Below are 16074 nucleotides of genomic sequence, written 5' to 3'. Positions count from 1 at the left end.
GCCCAATTAGATATCAATACTTTTTAACTGTATCTTTTATTCTTTCTTTCTGAAGTCGGTATTATAGATGATACCTAACTGTAATCGATCAAAGTTGATACCAGTAAAATGATTTTTTAAGTACCCAAACTGAATACTAAAGTTTGATTTTACATTATAACCAACTGCACCATACAAACGATTTTGACCAAAAATAGGCTCTTGTAAATTAATAAAAACTTCATCATAAACATTTATGAACCATTTTTCGTTAAAAGGATATGTCAGTTGTAATCTATATCTAGCGCGATGTTCGGTGAAATCATCAACTTGCGTACTAATAAATCGTTGTTCTAATCGATATCGATGTTCGAATTTTATTTTTCCTACTTCATTTTTAAGAATAAATTGCTCAAAAATTCGATGCTCATTACTATTTTCTTCACCAGGAATATCCGAGAAAGTACCATCTGTATTGATATAACCATATCCAATAGTTGCTATTGCATTTTCTGTAAGATGATAATTTAAACCGGTTCGAAGTAATAATTGATTAAAAGTATTAGCTACTTCGTAGAAACGAAATTGAGCTTCTGAGTGAATACTTAATTTATCCGTTATTCGATTCGTTCCAAAATACATATACCAAGCGCCTAAGTCGTCTTCTCCAGTTTCTTGAGCACTGATATAGTTAATACTCATTAGTATTGTAAGGAATACAATTGTTTTTTTCATAAATATATGTAGCAATAATATAATACTAGGATTCTGATTCTACAGTTTTAGTTTCAGATTTTCCGTCATTAATGATTTCTGATCCAGGTTCTTTTAGATATTTATCTAAGAATTTTAGGATTCTTCCATAGGCTTCGATCTGATTCTCTTTTTTTACAAACCCATGTCCTTCATCTTCGAACAATACATATTCTACAGGAACACCATTTTTCTTAACTCCAGCGACTATTTCATCCGATTCTACCTTTAGAACTCTAGGGTCTTTAGCTCCTTGTAAAACAATTAAAGGTTTGGTCACTTTTTCAGTATGAAATAATGGTGAAATTTGACGTAATCTTACTGAATCAGCAGTATTAGGATCTCCCATCTCTGTATATAAAGCATCTTTAAAAGATTCCCACCATGGTGGAATGCTTTTTAATGTTCTTAACCAGTTAGTAACTCCAAATATATTAACTCCCACTTTAAAATCTTCAGGAGTATAGGTAAGGGCTGCCATAGTCATGTAACCTCCATAAGAACCTCCAATAATTCCTATTTTATTGGCATCAATAATATCTTGTTGTGCTAACCAATTTTTTCCGGCTACACAATCTTTTAGATCTTTATCTCCGTGATTTTGATCATCCATTTTATAGAACGTTTTACCATAACCACTACTTCCTCTATTATTTACGGCAAGAATTGCGTATCCGTGATTTACATAATATTGGATTTGTGAACTAAAACCTTGTCTAGATTGTCCTCCAGGACCACCATGTACCCATACCAATGCTGGAACTTTATTGTCTGTAGTAGCTTGTTTTGGCTTATAATATATCGCAGGAATTTCTAAACCATCAAAAGATTTAAAACGAACAACTTCTGATGCTACTAAATGATCTTCGTTAATATCTTTGTTTAATACATCTGTTAATTGATGATATTCTTTAGATGCCATATCGTAAGAGTACACGTTTCTAGGAGTACTTGAACCTGAAACATTTAAAAATGCCATGGACTCATCTCTAGAAAAACTTGCACTTGAAATTTCTTTATTTTCAAATGAAGGAAATGCCACATCTGTACCAGTAGCGACTTCTTTTACATCCATTACAGTTTTAGCATCCTCATTAGTAAACATTACTTGATATTTTCCATTTCTAGTGAAATAAAATGAATTAATATCCCAATTTTTTTCTGCTACTTTTTCTTTTGTACCATTTGCAAGATTATATTTCATTAAATAACTAAATTCTGCATTATCATCGGTGGTATAATAGAATGAAGTGTTGTCTGGAGAAAAATCTTGAGGTTGATTACCGCTAATATTCTCATTGACTTTAGTTTTTTCTTTGGTTTCTGTATTCATTAAATACAAATCGACATCGTTTGTAGTTACTGCCTTAGTAAGCGCAATGTACTTTCTATCTTCAGACATACCGCCAAAATCCATTCCATCGTTATTCTGATAGATCATTTTAGAAGTGAAATCGGCAATATTCATTTCATAATGATCCATGTATTTAGGATCCCTTTCATTACTTCCATAAAAGAAACTTTTTCCATCCTTTGACCAACCTCTAAATAAAGCTCTCACATTTTTTTCGGGAGTCAGTCGTGTAATACCAGAACTGTCTTTAAGAAAGATTTTATATATTTCATCTCCATTACCATCCATTCTAAATAGTATTCTATCATCTTCTGGGAAATAAGAAATACCAAAAACAGAAGAGCTATCGGATTTTGTAACTGGAATTAATTCTCCGCCTTTAACCGATGTGGTATACATATTATAAATACCAGAACGGTTACTAGTCATAAGAACTTTAGACTTGTCATTAGAAAAGCCATTGGAAAAAGCATTTTCATTGTCCATGAATTGTTCAATTGAATATTCTTCAATTGCAATAGGAGGAGCAACAACTTCTTCTTTTTTTTCCTTTTTGCAGGAATGGAGTAGTAGTACTCCAATTCCTATAATAATGAGTTTTTTCATGATTAAGAGTTTTTATTTGATTGTGAAAGTTTTTATCTCCTTAAACGGAGAAGTCTCTAATTTTTCTATTGCTTCCTGATAAGGTTTCCAATCTTCTTTGAAGAAAGAATTTGTTTTATCTAAAGCCTCTTTTAATGCATCATTAGCATGTTTTATCAAAGTTTTTTCGGTAACTGTTAAACCATTTTGTCTACTTCCTGTATACCACCCTGCAGTACCTAAGCGTTGCATCACAGTTACTTCCGGATTACGAGTAATACCTTGTCTTTTATCTTCTTTGCCTAAATAAATAGCTAAGGTAGAATCAATTTTTTTAATAATATCTTTAGAAGACTTAATTTGATCTTTAAACTTCTTTTTATCTAACTTCTTAAGTTCTTTTTGGTATTTAGAAGCTACTTCTTTACTTTCTACCAATTGCTTAACTGCATCAGCGACGGTTTGTCTCATAGATTCTAGGTTTTTGGAAGCATCGTATATTTCATTTATATTTTGCTGAGAAATCTGTAATCTTGGATCAGATTTAACTTCGATACTAGATTCTGATTTTTGATCACCATATTCCATTAGTAATTTATAAGTCCCTGGTTTAACTGTAACCCCACCAGGTTCTCTCTTAGATTTCTGGATTTTTCTAGATGGTCGATCTACTCCTTTTTCATCCATAAACCATCGCATTTTATGAATTCCAGTAGAATCTGGAGTTTTTTGTTTAAGCGTTCTGATAAGTCGATCACCATCATATATTTTTAGATGTATAGAATCCCATTTAACCTTTTTTTCTTCATTCTCATCTATTTCCTCTTCATTGTTTTCTTTTTCATCTTTTTTATCTTTTTCTTTTTTAGACGCTTCTTTTTGTTCTACGGTTACAAAAAAGGAAATATGTGCGCCAAAATCACGATTCTCACCGTTATATAAGGCATCAGCACCGAAACGACTTCCTGTTGGTTGTTGATAGGCAGCTTGATATGCAGTTGGAGGATTAAATAATTGTAATTTCTGAGTAAGAATGTTTTTATTTTTGGCTAGAGCACGTAAGGGTCTAATATCATCTAGGACCCAAGCAGCTCTACCAAACGTTCCTATCACCAAATCATGTTCTCTAGGTTGTATTACTAAGTCTTTTACTGAAACTGTAGGGAAACCAGAGGTCCATTTTGTCCATTTGCGACCTGCATTTAAGGAAATGTATAATCCATCATCTGTTCCTAGAAAAAGTAAATTTTTCTCAATAGGATCTTCTACAATACTCAAAACATAACTTTGAACATCACCATTATCTACGATGCGCTCCCAAGTTTTACCATAGTCTACGGTTCTATACGCATACGGAGTGTAATTAAACCTTCTATAATCATTTGCTACTAAAAGAGCTTCTCCTTTTTTCTTATTGGAAGCTTTGATCTGAACTATCCAACTACCACTAGGTAGCCCTTTAATGTTTTTAGAAATATCAGTCCAATTTGCACCACCATTTTGAGTAATGTGAACACGTCCATCATCTGTTGCCGCCCATAGCATATTTTGTTCTAAAGGAGATGGTTCTATTACTAAAATAGTACAATGATTTTCTGCTCCAGTAGCATCCATTGTTAAACCACCGCTTTCTGCTTGTTTTAGTTTTTCTGGATCATTGGTGGATAGATCAGGAGAAATTACCTCCCAAGTTAACCCTTTGTCTTTACTTTTATGTACAAATTGACTTCCAAAATATAATGTGTTATTATCAAAAGGATCAATATTGATAGCGGCATTCCAATTAAAACGCAGCTTTACTTCAGGATCTGGATGTGTAGGTTTAACTGTATAATTATTACCGGTCATCCAGTCATAACGGCTAACAAAACCTTGTTGACTCATAGACCATCCATATCTGGAATCATCTTTATCAGGTACTACATCAAATCCATCTCCAAAAGATATTTCTTGCCAATAAGAATTTCTAATTCCTTGAGCTTTCCACACATATGCTGGACCTCTCCAACTACCATTATCCTGCATACCTCCATAAACATTATAAGGATACTCATTATCTACATTAATATGATAAAATTGCGCAACAGGCAGATTTCCTATAAATCTCCAGGTTTTTCCACCATCTCGTGTAATATTTAAACCTCCATCATTACCATCGATCATAAAATTACCATCCTGCGGATGTATCCACCAAGCATGATGATCTGGATGCACTCCATTATCAACACCATAAGCTGGCATTAACTGCTTGAAATTTTTTCCACCGTCTTCAGATACATTTACATAGGTAAATACAGAATATACTCTATTTTCATTCTGAGGATCTACATATATTTCTGAATAGTAGAAAGGGCGATTGCCAATGTCGTTTTTATCATTAATTTTTTTCCAATTAAAGCCACCATCTTCGGATTTATATAAGGCATTTTTCTTAGCCTCAATTAATGCATATACAATATTAGGCTTATTTCTAGCTATAGCAATTCCAATTCGTCCTAGATCACCTTTTGGTAATCCATCTTTATCAGTTCTTTCTTGCCAAGTTTTTCCTCCATCATGAGTAATATATAATCCAGAACCTTCACCTCCTGATTTAAAAAACCAAGGGTCACGTTTGTGTTCCCATAAAGCAGCAATTAATTTATTAGGATTGGTAGGATCCATTACTAGATCTGCAGCTCCTGTTTTATTATTAGCAGAAAGAACTTTGTTCCAAGTTTCTCCTCCATCAGTTGTTTTAAAAATTCCTCTTTCAGGATGTATTCCCCAAGGAGAACCAATAGCCGCAACATATACAATATTAGGATTGGTTGGATCTATTACTACTCTGTGGATATGACGAGTTTTTTCTAACCCCATCAATTTCCAGTTCTTACCACCATCTAAAGATTTATAAATTCCGTAACCTCCATTAAGACTATTTCTAGGATTACCTTCTCCTGTTCCTGCCCAAACTACAGAAGGGTTTGATTGTTGAATTGCAACTGCACCAATAGAAGCGGTAACTTCCTTGTCAAAAATAGGTTTCCATTTAATTCCACCAGATGTAGATTTCCACAACCCTCCAGAGGCTGTTCCTGCATACATAATATCCGGATTAGAGGTAACAACATCAATAGAGGTAACACGTCCGCTCATTCCACCCGGACCAATATTACGTGGATGTATTTTTTTTACATAATCCATAGAAAATTCTTGTGCAGAAATAGAGGATATTAGGGTAAGAGATAATAGAAATAGTAATCTTTTCATTTTATAGAGTGAGTTAATTATAATTGAATTTGTTCTTCTAGTATTGTTAAAAAATGTACCTCAGGATATTTTTTCTTTAAATCCTGTAATTCTTGTTTCTTTATTTTAGGTGAAATGTGTGTAGCGATAATCTGTTTGGCGTTAATATGATTTTTGATCAGTTGACTTGCATTATTATCTAATAACATCCAATAAGGAAGAATTGCAATGTCAATACCATCATTTACCAATTTTAATCGGTTAAATAAATTAATATCATTCATCCAATTGGTATCACCAACGTGTAGAACTTTTTTTGACTTAAAATCAATAATGTAACCTATATTTTCTACGGTTGTATGTCTTTTTCCTGCATGATTGATTTTTACACCTGTGATATCAAGTTTTTTGATTTTTATGGTCTGTTTTTTGTAATCTGAAGTAGCAATTGTAAATAATCGATTATTAAAAGGAATTATTTTTTCTGTTATTTGATTAGGCCCAAATAAAACAGCTTTTTTATTAAAATTTAAATAATCATTAGAAAGTAATGTACTAAAGTGATCTCCATGATGATGTGTAAATAGTATAACATCTGGTTGTAAATCTGTATGTATTTTATTAATCAAGGAGGTTGGAGGAAAAAGATAATCATCTCCATATTTAGAATGTAATCCATCGATTAATACGGAAGATTCTCCATTAGAAATATAAACACCCATATTCCCTGTATAGATGACCGATATTTTTTTTTGAGAAAAACCAGAAACACTAAAAATTATAAGAGTTAAAAGGAAAAATCTTTTTAACATTTTTGATTGATTATCTAATTAAAAAGCTAAAGTTAAGAAAATGAAAATGCGAAACTCTTAAAGGGGTGTTAAGTTAGAAAATACCTACATTTGAAGAGGTTAAATACTAATAATATGAAATTTATAGAACTTACTTTGCATAATCATACTATCGTGCATGGATTTGATGCAAGAAATCAAGAAATAATAGAAGAAGTTGAGGTAAAATCTCCGTCTAAAAAATTGGTTTCGGTAGATCGAATATTGTCTGTAAGCGAGAAGTATATTTTGATCAAATATGCATTTGATAGAATTATCTATTGGGAGTATTTAGAAGATTATGAAAATTTAAAAACAATGTTAGCCTAGCGATCTATATTTTAGGGGGTCATTATTTTCTTTTTCTTACTATTTCTGGCGGAAATTAATTTAAAATTCTTATCAACTTTTATGATAATAATATTTCCTGTATGAAGATTGACCATTTTCCATCTAAATCCATAAGAAGTTTCAAAAATGGCAGATCGAGCCATTTTTCTTAAATCAATTTCATCAATTTGTTCAATAATTTCTGTGGCTAATAAATCTAATCCACGTTTTTTTTCTTCATCTTCAGATAGTTTTCTATCAATCTGATTTTGAATTATCATTGAAGAATTTGATGTTATAAAAAGATTATTAGGGTATAATAAGCCGAAGGTAAATAATAATAAGAATAGTATATATTGTTTCATATGTTCTTGTTTTTAAAACTATATACTATATTTATTGTATTGTATATAGTTACTTAATTATAAAATGTGTAACCATATTTTGTTGTTATTTGTACTAAACTTAAACGTTCTTAAAACTAAGGGATTATAAAATTAGTTCATTAGATGTCTTTTGAATATATAATTTTGTTAAAAAAAGATCAATATTTCTTAAAGTTTGAGATTTTATCGGGTAATTAAGGGTTTATTTTGAGAAATTGTTAAAGAAAAGTCGTTTTAGAAACGAAATTATTTACTTTTTTGTTTTTCTAAGTCGTGGATCATTCTTCCTAATTGCGCTAGAAATGGAATTCCGATTTTATCATATTCATAATTATCATCGTTATAGATTTCATTTTCGTTTACATGTATTGTAGCCGATAATATAAATTCTACATTGTTTTTTGTGTCTTTAAAATATGCGCAATCGGTAAGATAACCATAAGCATATCCTACTTTATTATAGATTTCTATATGTTTAGGAATATCTTTTTTTGTGTCACCAAACATAAAAAACTTAACATATCCATCATAATATTCTTTTCTGTCGTAGCCAGCTTCATATGGAAGTGTCTTCATAGCTTTAATTATAAAATCACGATCCCTTTCTGAGATTTTAAAACGTTCTTTTGGAGTAAATGTATCAGGAAATTGAATACGTTTCATTAGCCCGTGTAATGATCTTAACGGAAGATAATTTTTCTGTGAAAAATCTTTTGGAGTTGAAATTAGTGAATCATTAAGAATATAACCTTTACCTTTTAGTACATCTTTTAATGCTAATTCGGCACTAGGTAAATTTTCTATACCTGATTGTTTATATAATGGAATACTATCTTGTATGTTTTTTTTAAAAATTAATGATTGAGATTTAGTATTAGAAGCATTATTAGTCGATAACCGATGAGATATTCTACTATTGATATTTTTAGAGTTTAGCTTTTGATTGATATAATCTTGTCCAAGAAATTCAAATAATCGATTGTAGGCTTGATTATCACTTACTGCAAAAATTTTAATGATTTCTTTATCTATAGAGGAGTATGCAGAATCTTGTTCTGTAATAAAATTAGTTTCTTTAGAAATAGGGATATCATTTTTTTGTAACGTGTTTAATTTTTCTAAAGCAAGTAAAGCAATTGGGAATTTAACTGAGCTTGCTGGATAAAAATAGGTGCTATCTGAAACATTAAATTCGTAATCCGTAAATGTTACTTGACCTTTTTTATTTCGGTTGATTTGACTATATAAAATCTGAACTTCGTATTTCTCTATATTCTTACTTACGTTTGCTATTTGTGGTGTATCCGAGTTTAAGATTTTCTCTAAAGGATCTTGCTGACTACAGGATATCATAAGTAGACTTATAAAACTAATTAAAACAATTGATTTCATATGAACCGATTATAAAATGACAATTTATTTTTTGTTATATAATTTTATACCAGCATCATAGTATTTATCACCTTCTACCCAGAAAGGTGTTTTAGGGTTATTAGCAATATTTCGGCACGCCAACACATAGGATTGGAAGAATTTTAAAAGATAATCATAATCCAGGGTGTCGGGATTGTCGGTTACCTGATGATAATATTTTGTTATTTCTTCGTCAAAAGCAGTAAACCCCATACTAAATGTTGGAGCAGGAATTCCTTTAGCAGCAAAATGTACATTATCTGATCTATCGAATAACCCTTGTTCAGGAGCTGGATCATCAATTGCTTTGAGTCCAAAAGGAGTTGCAGCCTTCTTTATATCATCCGACGCAGTAGTTCGTTCTAGACCAACAATTGTGGCTATACTAGTATCATTATATCCACCATTATCACTATTAAAACAGTATACCATTTTATTTAAAGGAATCAAGGGGTTTTCTACATACCATTTGCTACCTAGCAATCCTTTTTCTTCTCCGGTAAACAATATAAATAAAGCCGACCTTTTAGTTGGATACTTAGCAATATTTTTCGCTGCAGACAATACTGTAACAGTTCCAACTGCATTATCTCTTGCTCCGTTATAAATAGAGTCATTATCGACAGCTTTCCCTATACCCACATGGTCATAATGAGCAGAATAAATAATGTATTCATCTTTAAGTTTTGGATCCGTTCCTTCAACCATTCCAACAACATTTTGAGTAGTTATGTTACCTTTCTTGATACCTTGAATATTAATTGATCCATTCACCTCATTTTTGTCTGTAAAGAATTTACTAATTTCTTCTTTTTGGTCATTTACCCATAAATAAGTGAAATTATTAGATGTGTCTTCTTCAGAAATATACATTTTTTCTCCATTAAAACTATGATCTAATTGAGACCAAGTTCTATTATCAATATTATTAAGCTCAATAATGCCAATGGCACCTTTTTCTTTTGCAATTTTGATTTTCTCTTGTGTTTTAGAAAAGGCAAATCTTAGGTTACTATTTTCTTTTGTTCCAGAATATGAAACAACTATTTTACCCTTTACATCTACATTAGCATAGTCTTTTTCGAAACCATAATTAACAAATGCCAATGAACCAGAATAGGATGTATTCGTTTTGTTTATTGTTACGATTTTTGAAGTACTAAAATTTTTTATTTTCAGTTCTGCTTTATCAAATTGAGATACTGAATTAAGTACGACTTTCTGAAGATAACTTTTATCTTCTGTAACGGGTTTTACTCCATAAGAACGTAGCATATTAGCTAGATATTGAGCAGCTATTTTATTCTCAGCAGTTCCAGTTTGTCTACCTTTTAGTTCATCAGATGCCAAAAAATAAATGTGCCCTTCAATTTCACTTTTTGAAATTGTAGTTTTTACTTTTTCGATATCATTTTGGCTATAATTTATAAATGGAAAAAGAAAGAGTAACAATAGGAATGAATTCTTCATAAACTGAGTAAGATGACTTTTGATTATTATAAGAATATATTCTTAAAAATATACTTGATGTCTCAAAGATAAGAATTGTTTAGTGTTTATTGTTTTTAGATAAAAGTGTCTTTAAGCCAGAACAATTCCAAAACATTTGTTAATTATCTATTATTAGCATTGAGTTCAGTATATATCTTTTACAAAATATGCTAAATTTATATAATGAAAGAGAAAAAGGGATTTTTAAAAAAAGGGTTCGCTTTTAAAAACTATGAAGCACCTGAGCAATCTCCATTTGATAAGCTTTTTGATATTTTTCAGGAGATTATTACTCACACTTCTGGCGACCTAGATGAGGCTTTGGATTGGATGAGAGAATTGGATAAAGAATACAAACTTACCACAGAAGAATACACATTAGATGATTTTATTGAGGATTTAAAGAAAAAAGGATATATCCGAGAGGAAATCAAACCTGATGGAAAAGGCGGAATGTCTATTACAGCTAAGACAGAAAGAGCAATTCGTAAAAGAGCATTAGATCAAATTTTTGGTAATTTAAAGCGTAGTGGATCAGGAAACCATAGAACTAAATATACAGGAAGAGGAGACGAACACGCCGGAGAATATAGGAATTATCAATATGGTGATGGATTAGAAAGAATATCAATTACAGAAAGTTTAAAAAATGCTCAGATTAACCATGGTATCGGAGATTTACACCTTACTGAGGATGATCTTGTTGTAGAAGAAACACAGTATAAGGCGCAGATGAGTACTGTATTGATGATTGATATCAGTCATAGTATGATATTGTATGGCGAGGATAGAATTACTCCTGCTAAAAAGGTGGCAATGGCATTAGCAGAACTTATTACGACAAGATACCCGAAAGATACCTTAGATATTTTGGTGTTTGGAAATGATGCTTGGCCAATTGCAATTAAAGATTTACCATATTTACAAGTTGGACCTTATCATACGAATACTGTTGCGGGATTGCAGTTGGCTATGGATATGTTAAGAAGAAAGCGTAATACAAATAAGCAAATTTTTATGATTACCGATGGGAAGCCTAGTTGTTTAAGAATGCCAGATGGACAGTATTATAAAAACAGTAATGGGTTGGATCGCAATATTGTGAATAAGTGTTATATGATGGCACAGCAAGCTAGAAAGTTACATATACCTATTACTACGTTTATGATCGCACAGGATCCTTATTTAATGCAGTTTGTAAGAGAGTTTACCCATGCGAATCAAGGTAAAGCTTTTTATACTGGTTTAAAAGGGCTTGGTGAGATGATTTTTGAAGACTACGAAGCGAATAGAAAAAAAAGAATTAAAGGATAAAAAAGATAATAAATAAAGAATATTTCGGAAAAGAAAATATGGATTTTAAAAATATAAAAACATTTGGTGAGCTAAAAGCATCGGGATATCATAGTAGAAGTATAAAAGACGAGCTTAGAGAAAATTTGAGAATTAAAATAGGTAATAATGAGGATACTTTTACAGGAATTCATGGATATGAGAATACTGTTATTCCGGAGTTAGAACGAGCAATATTATCTAGGCACAATATTAATTTATTAGGTTTGCGAGGTCAAGCAAAAACTCGTCTAGCAAGACAAATGATTAATTTGTTAGACGAATGGATTCCAGTTGTTACTGGATCAGAGATTAATGATGATCCGTTTAACCCGATATCAAGATATGCAGTTACATTGATTGAAGAAAAAGGTGATGACACACCTGTTTCTTGGATGCATAGAAATGATCGGTTTGCCGAAAAATTGGCTACTCCTGATGTTACGGTAGCAGATATTATTGGTGATGTAGATCCAATCAAAGCTGCAAATCTAAAGCTAAGTTATGCAGATGATAGAGTTATTCATTTTGGGATGATCCCAAGAGCCAATCGTTGTATTTTTGTAATTAATGAATTACCTGATTTACAAGCTCGTATTCAGGTGGCATTATTTAATATTTTACAAGAAGGAGATATCCAAATTAGAGGATTTAAACTTCGATTGCCGTTAGATATGCAGTTTGTATTTACTGCAAATCCAGAAGATTATACTAATAGAGGTAGTATTGTAACTCCTCTAAAAGATAGGATTGGTTCTCAGATACTAACGCATTATCCAGAAAGTATAGAGATTGCTAAAACAATTACTCAGCAAGAAGCAAAGTTAGATTCTAGACAAAGTACACTGGTCTATGTGCCTGATTTAGCCAAGGATTTATTAGAACAAATTAGTTTTCAGGCTAGAGAAAGTGAATTCATCGATGCTAAAAGTGGTGTAAGTGCTAGAATGAGTATTACTGCATACGAAAATTTATTAAGTACTGCAGAGTATAGAGCTCTTAAATCTGGAGACGAATACACTTTTTTAAGACTTAGTGATTTTATGGGCGTAGTTCCGGCAATAACAGGTAAAGTAGAGTTAGTATATGAAGGTGAGCAAGAAGGAGCAGCATCTGTAGCTCATACTTTAATCTCTGATTCTATTAAAACATTATTCGCCGATTTTTTTCCAAAAATTGAGAAGTTAGAAAGAGAGAGTGAGAGAAGCCCATATCAAGAGTTGATTGACTGGTTTTTTGAACAAAGCGGTTTTGAGCTTTTGGATGAAATTTCTGAAGAAGACTATAAGAAAAAATTAGATGAAATTATTCCGTTAAACAATCTCATTAAAAAGTATCAAGATGATATAGATGAAAAAGACAGCTATTTTATGAAAGAATTCTTGTTATGGGGGTTAGTGGAACATAAAAAATTAAGCAAATATCGACTGTCTGAAGGTTTTAGGTTTAAGGATTTATACGGTAGTTATATAAATGACTTATAATCATAAAATTATTACCACCAAACAATGAAACACTTGGTAAAAGAATCTTCATTACTTTTTATCCAAAGTAATGGAGATTTTTTTTTGATCAGTTGTATTTGAAGCTCTTCTAGTATTGCCATATAAGAGTTCCAAACTCTATTATGTTTTGGGTGTGTGACCCAATCTTTCTTCTCTGGGATGAAATACTGTCGAGAGCCATACTTATCTGATGTAAAATCTTTTTCATGTATCCAAAATCCTTGTATACAACTATTATTTAGATCAGTAAGTTTCTTGTTTAGATAGGATAGAGGAACAAATAAATTTCCAAAAAAACACACTTTTTGTAGTACTCTGTTTGGATCAATATTTAGTTCTCGAAGTTTTAATACAGTTTCAGAACGATAGAGTAGCGGTAATTGTTTTTCTTTTAATTTGGTTACTTTTTCTAATAAACTATCTTTTTGATTAGGACCAATCCATCTTTCTAAGATAATAGAACTTTTTTTAGGGTTGTATAGATAGAATTTATAAACCAATTCAATGTGTAAAATGTTTTTTTTACGTAAATCTTCTATTATAAAATCTAATTCTCCAATAGTTATCTTGTTTTTGAATATCTGCAGACCTTTTAATATCAATTTATAATCATTAGTACTATGGATGTAATGTTCAAAAAAGTGTTCAATTCTTTTTCCTAATACTTCATTAGGTGCAATGTTAATAGAAAACTCTTCGAAAGAATTACTATTTGAGTTGCGTAAATCAAACTGAGAAAGTTCAAAAAGACTGTTATCTTTCCATAATAGGTTGCTGTTTATAAAACCAGCATACTGATGTTCAAAAGACATTATTTATACTATTGTTTATTTCTAAATATAGAAATGTACTTATCTAATATTGGTCTCAATATTTTTTGATCTACTGGTTTAGCAAGAAAGTCATCACACCCTGCTGCTAATGCTTTTTCTATATCTTCTTCGGTGGAATATGCTGTTTGAGCTACAACTGGAAGATCTGGGCGCATTTTTTTTATACGTTTAGTCGCATCATAACCATCCATAATAGGCATTTTGATATCCATTAAAACCAAATTAATCTTTTCATTTCCTTCACATATTTCTACAGCTTCTTTTCCGTTTTTAGCACGGTAAATAACAAATTCGAAATCAATCATCTTAGTTAAAACTGTTTTTAAAAATAAGAAGTTGATTTCGCCATCTTCAGCAATTAGTATGACATGTTTTTCTGGAATTATTTCTCCTTTTTTTTTAGTAGCTAGTTCTGCGTTATTCTGCATTGGGGTATATGGAATTTTTAGTAAGAAGGAACTTCCTTCATTTTCTTTACTTATAAAGGAAATATTTCCTCCGATTAAGTCGGTATATTGTTTAGCAATCGCTAGGCCCAACCCAAGACCTCCAAAATTTTTAGAGATTTCTTTTTCTGATTGTGAGAAACTCTTAAAAATAATATCTTGATCTTTTGGTTTTATTCCTATTCCGGTATCTTTTATGGATATAGCAACATAATCTTGTACAAGATAAGAAAAGATTATTATTGAACCAGTATGGGTGAATTTAATACCATTATCAATTAAGCCACTCAATATTTTATATAGTTTTGGTTGATCTGTAATAATTGTGCTTTTTTCTTTTGGAATTTTGTGATCTAACTCAATACTTAAGTTCTTTTCATTAGCTTTAGATGAATATTCGGAGATTAATTCTAGAAGTAATTCTTCCAAATTCGTTGGTGTAAATCTAATTTTACTTTGTTTAGTTTCTAATACAGAAATTTCCAAAATATTGTCAACGGAGTGAATTAAATCTTTACCACTTTCAATAATAATTTTAGTATACTCTTGCCTTTCTTCCTCTGTTATTGTTCCAGATTTTAATAATTCTGAAAAGCCCATAATCCCATTCATAGGAGTTCTAATTTCATGCGAGATATTCTGAATAAAATTAGTTTTAATTCTATTACTCTCTTCGGCTTTATCCTTAGCAATTTGAAGTTCTTTGGTCCTTTGTTTGATTTTAAACTTTAAATAAAAATGTATTAAAATAATACTTGCCAGAGCGGCGAAGAATGTAATTGATGAAATGATCCAAAACTTTGGTTTTTTGTAAAATGGTTTTACAACATCAAAAAGCCAATTGTCGAGTATTTCTTGTTTTTCTTCATCAGTAATAGTACGTGTGGCTTTAGCGATTATTTCGTTTAATATTTTATTGTCTTTAGTAACAGCTATGCTGGGGATGTAACTGTAATCAATTTCTGTAATAACTTTTAACCCAGTAATACCTTCCGACTTTATTAAATAATTGACCAATGCCTTTCCGCCAATATATGCATCCGCTTCTCCTGATTGTAATTTAAGTAAACAGGTAATATCATCAGGATAATTCTTAATATTTAAATCGGGATAATTTTGCTTAAGATAGTCGTCTATAGAGTACCCTTTTGGGACTGTAACCCTTTTATCTAGAAAATCATTAAGCTTTAATGTGCTATCGACCTCTTCTTTAACCACTAAAACGAAAGGAGTTTCGAAAAATTTAGTGTAAAAATTTAGATATTTTTCTCGTCCAGCAGTTTCCTGCATTTCCAATACTATATCAATTTTTTTATTTTGAGCATCTTCGATTAAGTTTGACCAATTTGTATAATATTTTTTTCGAAAACGATAACCAATTTTGTTTTCAATAAGACCGAAGTGATCTACTAAAATACCATCGATACTATCTTTTTTATTTATAAATTGATAAGGAGGATAGTACGCATATACTGCAACGGAAATAGTATCTTGTTGTAACAGCCACTCTCTTTCATTTTTGTCGAGAATATCTTGATTAGAACAAGATGTTATTCCGATAATTAAACAGAAGAAAACAAAAATATTAGTTATCTTTTTTAGCATA

12 protein-coding genes are annotated in these 16074 nt (G+C 31.1%); 3 read left to right on the top strand and 9 right to left on the bottom strand.

The genetic code is table 11. The annotated features are described in order from the left end of the window. Positions 1 to 36: 36 nt before the first annotated feature. The 4 genes from H526_RS0105855 to H526_RS0105840 are packed head-to-tail and all read right to left on the bottom strand — an operon-like array spanning position 37 to position 6714. Positions 37 to 714 (bottom strand): DUF2490 domain-containing protein, encoded by a 678-nt coding sequence (locus H526_RS0105855; protein ID WP_027392136.1) that lies wholly within the window; start codon positions 712 to 714, stop codon positions 37 to 39. A gap of 25 nt (positions 715 to 739) precedes the next feature. Further along, on the bottom strand, positions 740 to 2692 hold the full coding sequence (locus H526_RS0105850; RefSeq protein ID WP_027392135.1) for a S9 family peptidase: 1953 nt from the start codon (positions 2690 to 2692) through the stop codon (positions 740 to 742). Positions 2693 to 2704: 12 nt separating this feature from the next. Next, positions 2705 to 5923, bottom strand: coding sequence for a VPS10 domain-containing protein (locus tag H526_RS0105845; RefSeq protein WP_027392134.1), 3219 nt, complete (start codon positions 5921 to 5923; stop codon positions 2705 to 2707). A 17-nt stretch (positions 5924 to 5940) separates the two neighbouring features. Then, positions 5941 to 6714: an MBL fold metallo-hydrolase gene (locus tag H526_RS0105840; protein WP_027392133.1), complete on the bottom strand. Its 774-nt coding sequence runs from the start codon at positions 6712 to 6714 to the stop codon at positions 5941 to 5943. A 114-nt stretch (positions 6715 to 6828) separates the two neighbouring features. On the opposite strand from H526_RS0105840, the gene H526_RS0105835 reads away from it, so the two are divergent. Further along, complete coding sequence (locus H526_RS0105835) at positions 6829 to 7062, top strand: hypothetical protein (RefSeq protein WP_027392132.1); 234 nt, start codon at positions 6829 to 6831, stop codon at positions 7060 to 7062. Between the two features lie 11 nt (positions 7063 to 7073). Here H526_RS0105835 and H526_RS28425 read toward each other — a convergent pair whose 3' ends face one another. The 3 genes from H526_RS28425 to H526_RS0105820 form a co-directional block, all read right to left on the bottom strand. Beyond that, complete coding sequence (locus tag H526_RS28425; RefSeq protein WP_035084578.1) at positions 7074 to 7427, bottom strand: hypothetical protein; 354 nt, start codon at positions 7425 to 7427, stop codon at positions 7074 to 7076. Positions 7428 to 7694: 267 nt separating this feature from the next. Further along, a complete protein-coding gene (locus tag H526_RS0105825; RefSeq protein ID WP_027392130.1) occupies positions 7695 to 8840 on the bottom strand; it encodes a serine hydrolase in 1146 nt (381 codons plus the stop codon). Positions 8841 to 8864: 24 nt separating this feature from the next. Then, positions 8865 to 10331 (bottom strand): M28 family peptidase, encoded by a 1467-nt coding sequence (locus H526_RS0105820; RefSeq protein WP_027392129.1) that lies wholly within the window; start codon positions 10329 to 10331, stop codon positions 8865 to 8867. Between the two features lie 204 nt (positions 10332 to 10535). On the opposite strand from H526_RS0105820, the gene H526_RS0105815 reads away from it, so the two are divergent. Together H526_RS0105815 and H526_RS0105810 are read left to right on the top strand one after the other, a co-directional pair. Further along, positions 10536 to 11666 carry a vWA domain-containing protein gene (locus tag H526_RS0105815; protein ID WP_027392128.1) on the top strand — a complete coding sequence of 377 codons (1131 nt, stop codon included), beginning with the start codon at positions 10536 to 10538 and terminating at the stop codon, positions 11664 to 11666. A gap of 38 nt (positions 11667 to 11704) precedes the next feature. After that, on the top strand, positions 11705 to 13168 hold the full coding sequence (locus H526_RS0105810; RefSeq protein WP_027392127.1) for a hypothetical protein: 1464 nt from the start codon (positions 11705 to 11707) through the stop codon (positions 13166 to 13168). An 11-nt stretch (positions 13169 to 13179) separates the two neighbouring features. Here H526_RS0105810 and H526_RS0105805 read toward each other — a convergent pair whose 3' ends face one another. Together H526_RS0105805 and H526_RS0105800 are read right to left on the bottom strand one after the other, a co-directional pair. Next, positions 13180 to 14001, bottom strand: coding sequence for a DUF1853 family protein (locus H526_RS0105805; RefSeq protein ID WP_027392126.1), 822 nt, complete (start codon positions 13999 to 14001; stop codon positions 13180 to 13182). An 8-nt stretch (positions 14002 to 14009) separates the two neighbouring features. Further along, positions 14010 to 16073: a response regulator gene (locus H526_RS0105800; protein WP_051336002.1), complete on the bottom strand. Its 2064-nt coding sequence runs from the start codon at positions 16071 to 16073 to the stop codon at positions 14010 to 14012. Position 16074: the final 1 nt, after the last annotated feature.

Source organism: Aquimarina latercula DSM 2041 (assembly GCF_000430645.1).
In the GTDB taxonomy this organism is placed as follows: Bacteria; Bacteroidota; Bacteroidia; order Flavobacteriales; family Flavobacteriaceae; genus Aquimarina; species Aquimarina latercula.
Note: the sequence above shows the minus strand (reverse complement) of the source record. Positions and strands in the feature narration are given on the sequence as shown.